At 74.1% G+C, this 12,273-nt stretch carries 12 protein-coding genes and 1 pseudogene; 7 read left to right on the forward strand and 6 right to left on the reverse strand.

The features are described 5' to 3' along the window. Nucleotides 1–155: 155 nt before the first annotated feature. From J3486_RS45140 to J3486_RS03745, 3 genes and pseudogenes are all read right to left on the reverse strand, one after another. A pseudogene (locus J3486_RS45140) lies at nt 156–599 on the reverse strand (class I SAM-dependent methyltransferase); the annotation flags it as partial. Next, nucleotides 596–1,222: a DUF2064 domain-containing protein gene (locus J3486_RS03740; protein WP_207818455.1), complete on the reverse strand. Its 627-nt coding sequence runs from the start codon at nt 1,220–1,222 to the stop codon at nt 596–598. The gene J3486_RS03740 and the pseudogene J3486_RS45140, both read right to left, overlap by 4 nt. Continuing rightward, nucleotides 1,219–1,917, reverse strand: coding sequence for a glycosyltransferase family 2 protein (locus J3486_RS03745; protein ID WP_207818456.1), 699 nt, complete (start codon nt 1,915–1,917; stop codon nt 1,219–1,221). The genes J3486_RS03740 and J3486_RS03745 overlap by 4 nt, the downstream gene beginning before the upstream one ends. A gap of 124 nt (nt 1,918–2,041) precedes the next feature. Here J3486_RS03745 and J3486_RS03750 point away from each other — a divergent pair, with 124 nt between their 5' ends. Together J3486_RS03750 and J3486_RS03755 are read left to right on the forward strand one after the other, a co-directional pair. Further along, on the forward strand, nt 2,042–2,767 hold the full coding sequence (locus J3486_RS03750; RefSeq protein ID WP_207818457.1) for a response regulator transcription factor: 726 nt from the start codon (nt 2,042–2,044) through the stop codon (nt 2,765–2,767). Between the two features lie 2 nt (nt 2,768–2,769). Further along, nucleotides 2,770–3,879: a sensor histidine kinase KdpD gene (locus tag J3486_RS03755; RefSeq protein WP_207818458.1), complete on the forward strand. Its 1,110-nt coding sequence runs from the start codon at nt 2,770–2,772 to the stop codon at nt 3,877–3,879. A 6-nt stretch (nt 3,880–3,885) separates the two neighbouring features. On the opposite strand, the gene J3486_RS03760 is transcribed toward J3486_RS03755, so the two are convergent. The 3 genes from J3486_RS03760 to J3486_RS03770 form a co-directional block, all read right to left on the reverse strand. After that, nucleotides 3,886–4,872, reverse strand: coding sequence for an NAD-dependent epimerase/dehydratase family protein (locus tag J3486_RS03760; RefSeq protein ID WP_207818459.1), 987 nt, complete (start codon nt 4,870–4,872; stop codon nt 3,886–3,888). A gap of 94 nt (nt 4,873–4,966) precedes the next feature. After that, nucleotides 4,967–5,359, reverse strand: a complete 393-nt coding sequence (locus J3486_RS03765) for a DUF302 domain-containing protein (RefSeq protein WP_207818460.1) — start codon at nt 5,357–5,359, stop codon at nt 4,967–4,969. Nucleotides 5,360–5,435: 76 nt separating this feature from the next. Further along, nucleotides 5,436–5,648, reverse strand: a complete 213-nt coding sequence (locus J3486_RS03770; protein WP_307804672.1) for a hypothetical protein — start codon at nt 5,646–5,648, stop codon at nt 5,436–5,438. A gap of 374 nt (nt 5,649–6,022) precedes the next feature. Here J3486_RS03770 and J3486_RS03775 point away from each other — a divergent pair, with 374 nt between their 5' ends. From J3486_RS03775 to J3486_RS03795, 5 genes are all read left to right on the forward strand, one after another. Next, the gene (locus J3486_RS03775) at nt 6,023–7,483 is read left to right on the forward strand and encodes an MFS transporter (protein WP_229377576.1); all 1,461 of its coding nucleotides are present in this window, start codon (nt 6,023–6,025) and stop codon (nt 7,481–7,483) included. 165 nt (nt 7,484–7,648) lie between these two features. Beyond that, complete coding sequence (locus J3486_RS03780; RefSeq protein ID WP_207818463.1) at nt 7,649–9,037, forward strand: DEAD/DEAH box helicase; 1,389 nt, start codon at nt 7,649–7,651, stop codon at nt 9,035–9,037. A 132-nt stretch (nt 9,038–9,169) separates the two neighbouring features. Beyond that, a complete protein-coding gene (locus tag J3486_RS03785) occupies nt 9,170–10,549 on the forward strand; it encodes a RodZ domain-containing protein (protein ID WP_207818464.1) in 1,380 nt (459 codons plus the stop codon). A 27-nt stretch (nt 10,550–10,576) separates the two neighbouring features. Continuing rightward, nucleotides 10,577–11,329, forward strand: a complete 753-nt coding sequence (locus tag J3486_RS03790; RefSeq protein WP_207818465.1) for a hypothetical protein — start codon at nt 10,577–10,579, stop codon at nt 11,327–11,329. 87 nt (nt 11,330–11,416) lie between these two features. Further along, nucleotides 11,417–12,229: an SAM-dependent methyltransferase gene (locus tag J3486_RS03795; RefSeq protein WP_207818466.1), complete on the forward strand. Its 813-nt coding sequence runs from the start codon at nt 11,417–11,419 to the stop codon at nt 12,227–12,229. Nucleotides 12,230–12,273: the final 44 nt, after the last annotated feature.

A 12,273-nucleotide genomic window follows, 5' to 3' on the forward strand; every position in this document is an offset into this window, starting at 1 on the left:
CCATGCGCGTGCCGCAGCAGCGCCTCGGTGCCCACGCGCGCCCACGGGAACGGGCGGCCGTCGAGCGGCGGCCGGTCGGCGGCGTCGACGACCTGGACCTCGGCCCGCTCGTCGACGTCGACGGCGGCCGTCTCCACCAGCAACAGTCCGTCGCCGCGCAGGAGTTGACGCGCCCTCAGCAGCAGCGTGCGCGGGTCGCCACCGATCCCGATGTTGCCGTCCATCAGCAGCACGGTGCCCCAGCGGCCCTCACCGGGCAGCGGCTCGAAGACCGAGCGGCGCAGCACGGCGCCGCCCAGGCGCGTCGTACGGTCGACGGCGGCCTCGCTGACATCGATGCCGAGCACGTCCCGGCCCCGCCGGTGCAGTTCGGCGACGAGCCGGCCGGGACCGCACCCGACATCGAGGACGGACCCCTCGCAGCGGTCGAGCACCGCGCGGTCGACGGCGTCGGCCCGGGTGCACCAGCGCGCCACGTCCAGCGGCAGCAGCCAGCCGTCGGAGCGGCGCAGGAACAGCGACCCGCCGCCCGCGCGCAGCGCCGCCGCGTACGGGTCGGCGGCGGCCCAGGGGGCGGTGGTCGCGGACGGTGTGCTCATCGGCGTACCACGCCCGTACAGTCGGCCAGGCGACGCGCGAACACGCTGTGCGGCGCGGACCGCGCGACGGCCTGCGCGTCCGCGGCGGTGTCGACGTCCCGCAGCGCGGGCAGATCCCGCACCCGCAGTCCGGCGGCGACCAGGCGTTCCCGCTGGACCGCTCCCGTGTGCGGTGTCGACATCGGCACCCCGCGCAACAGCGCCGGATCGGGCGCGGCCAGGCCGAGCGCCCAGAAGCCGCCGTCCAGCGCGGGACCGAACCAGGCGTCCGCCGCGTCGAAGTCCACGGTCAGCAACGCGGGCGTCAGCTGCGGCGTGTCCATGCCGACGAGCAGCGCGGGCCCTTCGCACCCGGCGAACGCGGCCGCGAGCCGCTCGTCGAGACCGCCCGCGACCTGCGGCACCACCTCGAAACCCGGCGGCAGCCAGGGCCCCGGAGCGCCGTCCAGGACGAGGACCCGCCGGGTCGCGGGCGCGGCGGCCACCGCGCCGAGGGTGTCCGTCAGAGCGGCCTCGGCCAGGTCCGCGGCCTGCTCGGGCGTGAACGGCGGCGTCAGCCGCGTCTTGACCCGGCCGGGACGCGGCTCCTTGGCGATGACGAGAAGCGTGGGGAGCGTGCTCATCGGACGGCTCCCTCCATCGCCCGCGGGTCCGTTCCGGCCAGCACCCGGCTCATGTCGCGCACCGCCTGCCACGTGCCGCGCCAGGTGCCGGTGACCTTGGAACGTCCGCTGCGCGGCAGATACGCCACGTCCTCCTCCGTGATGCGCCAGCCGGCCTCCGCCGCCCGCACCACCATCTGCAGGGGATAGCCACTGCGCCGGTCGGTGAGCGCGAGCCCTTCCAGCGCCGCGCGCCGCATCGCGCGCAGCGGGCCGATGTCGTGCACGGCGACCCCGGTCCTGCGGCGCACCATCCGGGCCACGGCGGCATTGCCGAGCCGGGCGTGCAGCGGCCAGGTGCCACGGCGCGCCGGGCGGCGCCTGCCGAGCACCAGATCCGCCTCGCCCGCCCGCACCGCGCGCACGAACGGCACGAGAGCGCCCGGGTCGAGGGAGGCGTCGCAGTCGCAGAAGCACACGATGTCGGCGGTGCTCGCGGCGACACCGGCCTGGCAGGCGGCACCGAAACCGCGGACCGGCTCGTGCACGACCTCGGCGCCGAGGCCGCGCGCGAGGTCCGCGGAACCGTCCGTCGAACCGTTGTCGACGACCACGGCGCGCCAGCCGGGCGGGATGCGTTCGAGAACCCAGGGAATGGCCTCGGCCTCGTCGAGACAGGGCAGGATCACGTCGACCTGGGGGCGGTGGGAAGTCACAGCATCACCCTACGTACAGTAACCGGTCAAAACGGGCGCAGGCTCCTTACGAAACAAGGACGTCCGCACGCCCCGCGACCTGCGGACGGCCGTGGGGCGGGGGTGCGGTGCGAAGCTGGACGGCATGCAACAGCCCCACGAGCCCGTACGCCCGACGGCGCAGCCCGCGCGCGTCCTGGTGGTCGACGACGACCCGACCGTCGCCGAGGTCGTCGCCGGATATCTGGACCGGGCCGGATTCGCCGTCGACCGGGCGGCCGACGGCCCCGAGGCCCTCGCCCGCGCCACCGCGCTCCCGCCCGACCTGGTGGTGCTCGACCTGATGCTGCCGGGCATGGGCGGCCTGGAGGTGTGCCGGCGGATCCGGGCGCACGGCCCCGTCCCGGTGATCATGCTGACGGCGCGCGGCGACGAGGACGACCGTATCCTCGGCCTCGAGGTCGGCGCCGACGACTACGTGACCAAGCCCTTCAGCCCCCGCGAACTCGTCCTGCGCGTCGAGTCCGTCCTGCGCCGCGCCCGCCCCGGCGCCGACCGGGGGCCGGTCAGCGCCGGCGGCATCACGGTCGACCCCACGGCCCGCCGCGCCCTGCGCGGCGAGCGCGAACTCGCCCTGACCCTGCGGGAGTTCGACCTGCTGACCTTCCTGCTGCGCAATCCCGGCCGCGTGTACAGCCGCGAGCAGCTGATGCGGGAGGTGTGGGGCTGGGACTTCGGCGACCTGTCGACCGTCACGGTCCATGTGCGCCGGCTGCGCGGCAAGGTCGAGGACGACCCGGCCCGCCCGCGCCTCATCCAGACGGTGTGGGGCGTCGGCTACCGCTTCGAACCCGCCGGGCAGGGGGACTGACCGTGCACGCCAACCTCCTCATCGCCCTCTACGCGTTCGGGGGCGCCGCCGCCAGCGGCCTCGCCGGGGCGGCGGCGCTGCGCCTGATCCGGCGCCGCTCCCTGACCGTGCTGCTCGCCGTCGTCGCCGCGGTCGGCGTGCTCGCCATGCTGGCGGGCACCCTCGCCGTCGCCTGGGCGATGTTCCTGTCGCCGCACGACCTCACCGTCGTCACCACCGTCGTCGCGATGGCCGCCGTCGTGTCGCTCGCGACCGCGCTGCTGCTCGGCCGCTGGGTCGTCGCCCGCAGCCGCGCCCTGGCCGTGGCGGCCCGCTCCTTCGGTGACGGCGGCTCCTTCGCCGCCCCCGACGGCCCCGCCACCGCCGAACTGGAGGCCGTCAGCCGGGAGTTGGCGGCGACCAGCGCGAAACTCGCCGCGTCCCGGGAGCGCGAGCGGGCCCTGGAGACCGCGCGCCGTGAACTCGTCGCCTGGATCTCGCACGATCTACGCACCCCGCTGGCGGGCCTGCGGGCCATGGCCGAGGCGCTGGAGGACGGCGTCGCCGCCGACCCGGGGCGCTACCTCACCCAGATGCGCACCGAGGTCGAGCACCTCGACGGCATGGTCGGCGACCTCTTCGAACTCTCCCGGATCCACGCGGGCGCCCTGCCGCTGAGCCCGGCGCGGATGTCGGTCTACGACCTGATCGGCGACGCGCTCGCGGGCGCCGACCCGCTGGCCAGGGAGCACGGCGTGCGGCTCGTGGGCGAGCGCGTCGACCCGGTGCCGGTGGAGGTCGACGGCAAGGAGATGAGCCGCGTCCTCGGCAACCTGCTGGTCAACGCGATCCGGCGCACCCCGTCCGACGGCACCGTCGCCGTCGCCGCGGCCCGCTCCGCGGACGGCGTGGTGGTGTCGGTCAGCGACGGCTGCGGCGGCATCCCCGAGGCCGATCTGCAGCGCGTCTTCGACACCGGCTGGCGCGGCACGGACGCCAGGACACCCCCGGCGGGCGCGGGCCTCGGCCTCGCCATCGTGCGCGGCATCGTCGAGGCCCACCGGGGCCGGGCCAGCGTCCGCAACATCCCGGGCGGCTGCTGCTTCGAGGTGACACTGCCCGCGGCCCCCTGACCGGGCCTACTCCCCGGCGAACTCCCGCATCCCGTCCTCGAACGCGACGACGGGCCGCCAGCCGAGTTCCGCCCGCAGCCGCGAAGAGTCCGCGGTGATGTGCCGGACGTCGCCGAGACGGAACTCGCCGGTCACGACCGGCTCGGGTCCCCGGCACGCGGCGGCCAGCGCCCGCGCCAACTCGCCCACGGTGTGCGGGACTCCGCTGCCCACGTTGTACGCGCGCAGCGCGCCGCCCGCCGCGTCCGCCTCCAGCGCCACGACATTGGCGGCGGCGACATCCCGTACGTGGACGAAGTCCCGGCGCTGCCGGCCGTCCTCGAAGACACGCGGGGCCTCGCCCCGGGCCAGCGCCGAGCGGAAGAAGGAGGCGACACCCGCGTACGGCGTGTCTCGCGGCATCCGCGGGCCGTACACGTTGTGGTAGCGCAGCGAGAGCGCGGAGCCGCCCGAGGTGCGGGCCCACGCGGCGGCGAGGTGTTCCTGGGTGAGCTTGGTCGCCGCGTACACGTTGCGCGGGTCCGCCGGTGCGTCCTCGCCGATCAGCGCGGGCGTCAACGCGGCGCCGCAGGACGGGCAGAGGGGTTCGAAGCGGCCCGCGTCGAGATCACCGGCCGCGCGCGGGCCCGGTCGTACGTCCCCGTGCCGAGGGCAGCTGTACCGCCCCTCGCCGTAGACGACCATCGACCCGGCGAGGACCAGCCGTGCGATGCCCGCCTGCGCCATCGCCGAGACGAGCACCGCGGTGCCGAGGTCGTTGCGGGAGACGTACGCCGCCGCGTCCGTGACGCCGTTGCCGAGGCCGACCATGGCCGCCTGGTGACAGACGGCGTCGACGCCCTTCAGCGCTTGGGCGACGGCCTCGGGGTCGCGGACGTCCGCCCCCGGATCGTCGCGGACGTCGAACACGAACGCCTCGTGTCCGCGCGCCCGGAGCGCCTCGACCACATGGGACCCGATGAAACCGGCACCGCCGGTGACCAACACACGCATGCCGTCACGCTAGGCCCGCGGCGGGGCCCGACCGGCCCGCCGGGCCGGTGCGTCACTCTTCCGTAAGAGTCACGAGTGCCGCGGTCCGCGGGAGTCAGGAGTCCGCGAGCGACTTCAGCGCCGCGTCCAGGCGTCGCGTGGCCTCCTCGGCGACCGGGCGCAGCGCGTCGAGCTCGGTGAGCGCGACCATCGTGTTCGGGTCGAGGGCCTGCACCGCGGTCCGGTCGCCGTCCCGGCGCACCACCACGTTGCACGGCAGCAGCAGTCCGATGGACCGGTCGGTGTCCAGGGCGCGGTGCGCCAGCGGCGGATTGCACGCACCGAGAATGACGTAGTCCTCCATGTCGTGATCGAGCTTGGCCTTCAGCGTGGCCGTGACGTCGATCTCCGTGAGGATGCCGAAGCCCTGCGCGGCCAGGGCGTCGCGGGTGCGTGCGACGGCGGTGGCGAAGTCGGCGTCCAGATGAACGGTGCGGTCGTAGCGCATGACGGGGGTCTGCCCTTCCGGTCGAGGGAAACGGTGAACAGCTGACGGCGGGATACGCGGTAGCGGCGCGCGCCGGTCACTTCTCGGCGGTCGCGCCCTGCTCGGTCAGGTCCGCGTGCAGCAGCAGCAGGCGGGCCAGCTCCCGCGCCTCGTCGGCGGTGAGCGAGGCCCACGCGCCCGGGTCGCCGCCCCGGTCCTCGCCCACGTCGAGGGCGAGCCGCCCGATGGGCCGGTCGGCCACCGCCAGCCGCAGCCGGTGCACGGCGATTTTGCGACCACAGGTGGTCACGACACAGGTGTCCTCGTTCGCCAGGGGCCTGTCCGGTCCTGACCCGCCCATCGCTGTCACGCTCCTTCGGTCCGTCCGGGGCCCTGCCCACCGGTGTGTCGGCCGCGCTCCGTCGTACGGCCGGACATCAGTGACAGCGCTGCGGAAAGCGGACTTGTTCCCGGCGGGCCGGGGCCGCCGGGAGCGCGGGGCTGTGATCTTCATCGCCGGGTTCGCACGGCGGTGAGCTGCATGAACGTGACGATGAAGGGCAGGCGGGTCTGCCTGAAGGCGAAACCGGAGGAAGGAACCCGTCCGTGAGCGCGGAGACGACGCAGGCGGCCAGTGACAGTGAACCGGAGTGGAATCCCGAGGCGGTCCGCCGCCACCGCGGGATGTTCCGGGTGATCGAGCGGCGGCGCAGCCCCAAGCTGCGCGTCAGCGACATCACGGTGACCGAGGAGGCGGCGGTGCGGCGCGCGGTGAAGGCCGCGATGCTCGGCAACGCCATGGAGTGGTTCGACTTCGGCATCTACTCCTACATGGCCGTCACCCTCGGCCAGGTCTTCTTCCCGTCGGGCAACCCGACGGCCCAGACCCTCGCGTCCTTCGGCGCGTTCGCCGCGGCCTTCCTGCTGCGGCCGATCGGCGGCTTCGTCTTCGGACCGCTCGGCGACCGCATCGGCCGCAAGAAGGTCCTCTCGCTCACCATGATCATGATGGCGCTCGGCACCTTCGGTATCGGCCTGGTGCCCTCGTACGCCGCCATCGGCATCTGGGCGCCGGTCCTGCTGCTGCTCTTCCGTGTCGTGCAGGGCTTCTCCACGGGCGGTGAGTACGGCGGCGCCGCCACGTTCATCGCGGAGTACGCGCCGGACAAGCGGCGCGGCTTCTTCGGCAGCTACCTGGAGTTCGGCACGCTCGCCGGATACGTCGGCGCGGCCGGTCTCGTCACCGTCCTCACCACGGTCCTGGACGACGGGGCCATGCTGGCCTGGGGCTGGCGCGTGCCGTTCCTCGTCGCGGGCCCCCTCGGCCTGATCGGCATGTACATGCGGCTCAAGCTGGAGGACACCCCCGCCTTCCAGGAGCTGGAGCGTGAGCACGAGCGGGGCGCCGAACGGCCGAAGTTCCGCTTCGGCCCGTTCTTCCGCGACCACTGGCGCGCGCTGCTGCTCTGCATGATCCTCGTCGCCGCCTACGACATCGCCGACTACGGCCTGCTGTCGTACATGCCGACCTACCTCACCGACGAGCTGAAGTACGGCTCCACCGCGGGCCTCGTGGCCATCGTCGTCGTCATGGTCGTCCTGATGTGCCTCGTGCACCCGCTCGGCGCGCTCTCCGACCGCGTCGGCCGCAAGCCCGTCCTGCTCACCGGCATGATCGGCTTCGTCGTGCTGACCCTGCCCGCGTTCCTGCTGCTGCGCATGGGCGGCCACCTGGCGATCTACGCCGGACTGCTGCTGCTCGGCCTGTGCCTGCTGACGTTCCTCGCGACGATGTCCGCCGTGCTGCCCGCGCTCTTCCCGACCGAGGTGCGCTACTCGGCGCTCGCGATCTCCTTCAACGTCGCGGGTTCCCTCTTTGGCGGCACCACCCCGCTCGCCATGGAGGGCCTGACCAGCGCCACCGGCAACAACCTCATGCCGGCCTTCTACATCATGTTCGCGGCCGCCGTCGGCGTGATCGCGGTCCTGCTCACGAAGGAGACCGCCCGGCAGCCGCTGGAGGGCTCCCCGCCCTCCGTCTCCACGCCGCAGGAGGCCTCCGCGCTGGTCGCCGCCCAGTACACGCGCGGCCCGCTCTCCCGCCTCCCGGAGCCCGACGAGGACACGGTCGGCGCCGCCGCCTGAGCCGGGCCACCGGTCGCGGGAGGCGCGGCCCGCACGCCCCGTGCTAGCGTCGAGCGTTTGCAGCGCCCCGCGCCGGAGCTCCGCCCGGAGCCCCGGCCGGGCCGCGTCCCCCGCCGCGCCTTCCTCGGTTCGGTCCGGCCAGGTCCCTTCGGAGGAAGGCTTTCAGTGAGCGACTCAGCACGTGCCGACGACCGGCAGCAGGACACCCCGTCCTTCACGGGGCTCGGGCTCCCGGCCCCGCTCCTGCGCGTGCTCGACGAGCAGGGCGTCACCGTGCCCTTCCCGATCCAGACCGCGGCCCTGCCGAACGCGCTGGCGGGACGTGACGTGCTGGGCCGTGGCCCCACCGGCTCCGGCAAGACGCTCGCCTTCGGCCTCGGCCTCCTCGCCCGGACGGCCGGCCGGCGCGCCGAGTCCAAGGAGCCCCTCGCCCTCGTCCTGGTCCCCACCCGGGAACTCGCGCAGCAGGTCGGCGAGGCGCTCACCCCGTACGCCGAAGCGTTGCGACTGCGCCTGGCGACGGTCGTCGGCGGCGTCTCCGTCGCACGGCAGGCCGCCGCCCTGCGGGACGGCGCCGAGATCGTCGTCGCCACCCCCGGCCGACTGCACGACCTGGTCGCCCGCAGGGGCTGCCGCCTCGGCCGCGTCCGCATCACGGTCCTCGACGAGGCCGACCAGATGTGCGACATGGGCTTCCTGCCGCAGGTCACCGAACTCCTCGACCAGGTGCGCCCCGACGGACAGCGCATGCTGTTCTCCGCGACCCTCGACCGCGACGTCGACGAACTCGTGCAGCGCTACCTGCGCGACCCCGCCGTCCACGAGGCCGACACCGCCTCCGACGCGCACCCCGCGATCGCGCACCACCTCCTCGTCGTGCACGGCCCCGACCGGTACGCCGTGGCCACGGAGATCGCCGCCCGCGACGGCCGTGTCGTGCTGTTCCTGGACACCAAGCACGCCGTCGACCGGCTCACCGCTCATCTGCGGGCCAGCGGCGTGGCCGCCGCCGCGCTGCACAGCGGGAAGGCCCAGCCGCAGCGCACCCGCACCCTCGCCCAGTTCAAGGAAGGGCGGATCACCGCGCTCGTCGCGACGAACGTCGGCGCCCGCGGCCTGCACGTCGACGACCTCGACCTGGTGGTCAACGTCGACCCGGCCACCGACCCCAAGGACTACGTGCACCGCGCGGGCCGCACGGCTCGCGCGGGCCGCTCCGGCACCGTCGTCACCCTCGTCCTGTCCGGGCAGCGCCGCGAGACGAGCCAGGTCATGGCGGAGGCCGGCATCACCGCCAAGGTCACCAAGGTGCGGTCGGGGGAGGCGGAGCTGAGCCGGATCACCGGGGCCAAGGCGCCCTCCGGGGCCCCTCTCGACGGCAGCTCCGCCGCGGAGAAGCCCAAGAACCACAACACCCCGTTCCGCGGTCTGGGCAGTACGAAGGACACCAAGAGCGCGAAGACCGGCTCCGGCGGCAGGGCGTCCCGCAAGAGCAACGACGCCCGCAAGCTCGCCGAGGCCCGCAAGGCCGCCCGGGTGCGCCGCGGCAACTGATCACGGGAGCCGGGGAGTTCACCGGCCCGGGCGCCTCACGCCACCCCTGCTGCCCCGGCGCTGTCTTCGTCTACGCTGCTGAACCGGAGGCGTCACGTACGGGCGACCGTACGCAGGGGAGGCGTGCAGAGCATGGGCAACGGCGCGGAGCTGCCGCGGCGGATCGGCGGCTACACCGTCGAGCGGGAACTGGGCGCGGGCGGCATGGGTACCGTCTACCTCGCCCGGTCACGGGGCGGCAGAGCCGTCGCCGTCAAGGTGGCCAGGCCCGAGTTGGCGGCGGACCCGCACTTCCGTGAGCGGTTCCGCGCCGAGGTCGAGGCCGCCCGCAGGGTCGGCGGCTTTCACACGGCCCCCGTCGTCGACGCGGACCCCGACGCGACGGCGCCCTGGCTGGCCACCGCGTACATCCCCGGCCCCACCCTCGGTGAACTGATCGACCGTCAGGGCCCCATGGCGCAGACCGAGTTGCGGTCGCTCGCGGCGGCGCTGGCCGAGGCGCTCCAGGCCGTGCACGGCTGCGGACTCGTCCACCGGGACCTGAAGCCGGGCAACATCATCATGGCCGACGACGGTCCCCGCGTTCTCGACTTCGGGATCGCACGGGCGGTGGAGTCGACACGGCTGACCGCCACCGGGACGGCCTTCGGCACCCCCGGATACCTCGCACCCGAACAGGCGCAGGGCGACGAAGTCACCGGCGCCGCCGATGTGTTCGCGCTCGGAGCGGTCCTGGTCGCGGCGGCGGGCGGCAGTGCGTTCGGCACCGGCACCCCCATGGGGCTGATGTACCGCTCGGTGCACGAGCCCGCGGATCTCTCCGCCGTCCCGGGGGAGTTGAGGCCGCTGGTCGCCGCCTGCCTGGCCAAGAACCCCGCCGACCGCCCCACCCCCGGGGCGCTCCTGGACTCCCTCGGGCCCGAGCGTGAGCCCGGTCCGGCGACCGTCGCCGACCAGCCGCCCCGGCCCGCCCCGGACCCGCACACCCTCGCGCTCGCTCCGCGCCGCACGGCACCCGTCGGCCGCGGCCGACGCCCGCTCGTCCTGCTGATCGCGGCGGCGGCCGTGGCGAGCGCACTGGCGGGAGGCTTCCTCGCCCTCAACCGGCACGGGGGCGACGACGGCAAGGCGGGCGGCGGCACGTCCGTCACCGCCTCGCCGTCCCGGCCGGCCACGTCCGCCGCCACGCCCCCGTCCGCCTCCGCGACGCCCTCCTCGCCGGCGTCGTCCGAGCCCGCGCTCCCGGCTCCCAAGGACCGCGTCACCGTCGTGGCGACCGCCGAGGACGGGCGCAGCTGGCTGTCGGTGAAGGACCACAACGGGGAACTGCTCTTCGACGGAATCCTGGAGCAGGGCCGGACGAGGACCTTCACGGACCCGAGCAAGATCGACCTGGTGCTCGGTGACGCGGGTGCCTTCCGGCTCGTCGTCAACGGACAGGAGATCGCGGACGAGTTCCGGAGCGGCCAGGTCGAGCGGCTGACCTATACCCGGGGCGACCCGGGGGCATAAGCGTCCGTACGCGACGGGGAGGGCGCCATGCTGGGCATCATCGGGACACTGTGGGTCGTCGGTCTGGTGCTGCTCGCCGCCGCGATCATCGGCCAGTCGATCAGCCTGGGCGGCACCGAGGTCCCGGCCCTGACCCAGCCGAAGCTGCGCTGGGCCGTGGCCGCGATCGGCGTGTTCGCGCTGATCCTCGGCGCGCTGCTCTACGGGCAGAGCCTGTCGGCCGCGGGCGGCTCGCCGCGCGGCGGGGGAGCGGTCACCGTCCCGCCGACCGCCTCGGCCCAGCCCTCACCGAGCCCGCCCCCGGCGTCCACCTCGTCCCGCCCGCCCTCGCCGACCACCGCGCCGCCCGAGCCCTCCCGCTCCGACGACACCACGGAGCCGCCGAGTGAAGCGCCCCGCACGCCCGGCCCGGCGGCCCCCGCGGTGAAGGTGCGCTGGCACGGCGCGCTCCTGCTGCGCAGCACCGGCGAACCGACCGGGTGGTGGCTCGACCAGGTGCCGCCGACGTACGCGGTGATCGGCGACCTCGGCCTCGAATGCGACTGCCACGCAGGGGAGGTCGTCGCCAACGCCATCGCGTCCTGGGAGGGCGCACGCCCGCCGACCTACCAGCAGTGCGCGGAGCTGAGCGGCCGCCTCGCGCGCCGGGCACTGGCCGTCCGCAAGGGGACGACCGCATGCCTGCGCACCTGGGAGGGGCGCCTCGGGTACGTCACCTTCACCAGCGTGCCGGGACCGTACGAGTTCAACGTGGAGGCGACCGTCTGGGACCAGGAGTGACCGCCCCGTGCCCACGACACCGGTGAACTCGACACCGTTCCACCGAAGTTGACCCTCTCAGTGCTCGCCGAATGTGAAGCTGTGCCCATGGATCATGAGAGCGCTGCCGTGAACGGCACCCTGCGGACGGACCGCCCGCACTCGGCCCGGGTCTGGAACTACCTGCTGGGCGGCAAGGACAACTACCCGGTCGACAGCGAGGTCGGCGACGTCATCCTGTCGACCTTCCCCGAATTCGCGGCCGTGGCACGGCTGCAGCGGGTGTTCCTCTCGCGTGCCGTCCGCCATCTGGCGGGCGAGGCCGGCATCCGGCAGTTCCTCGACATCGGCACCGGGCTGCCCACCGCCGACAACACCCACGAGGTGGCCCAGCGCATCGCCCCGGACAGCAGGATCGTCTACGTCGACAACGACCCGCTCGTCCTGGTCCACGCCCGCGCCCTGCTGACCAGCAGCCCCGAGGGAGCGTGCGCGTACTTGTCCGAGGACGTGCGCAACCCCGAGCGGATCCTCGCCGAGGCGGCGAAGACCCTCGACTTCGACAAGCCCGTCGCCCTGACCCTGCTCGGCATCATGGGGCAGCTCTCGGACGACGACCGTCCCGCGGATCTGGTCGCCACCCTCCTGGACGCCCTGCCTTCCGGCAGCTATCTCGCCCTGAGCGACGGTGTCGACACCAACGCGGCCCTGAACACCGCCGTGACTGCCTACAACGCGCAGTCGGCGAACACCTACCACCTGCGTTCGCCCGCGCAGATCGCGGCCTTCTTCAGGGGCCTGGACCTCGTGGAACCGGGCGTCGTGCCGCCCTCCGCCTGGCGCCCGGACGGAGCCGCGACCGCCTACGACATACAGGGCGCCGTGGACGTCGGCGTGTGCGGGGTGGCCCGCAAGCGGTGAGTGGCCTCCCGCGACCGCCACGCGGGCGGCGCCACGAGCCGTTG

It is taken from the genome of Streptomyces sp. VRA16 Mangrove soil, assembly GCF_017377775.1.
Taxonomy (GTDB): Bacteria; Actinomycetota; Actinomycetes; order Streptomycetales; family Streptomycetaceae; genus Streptomyces.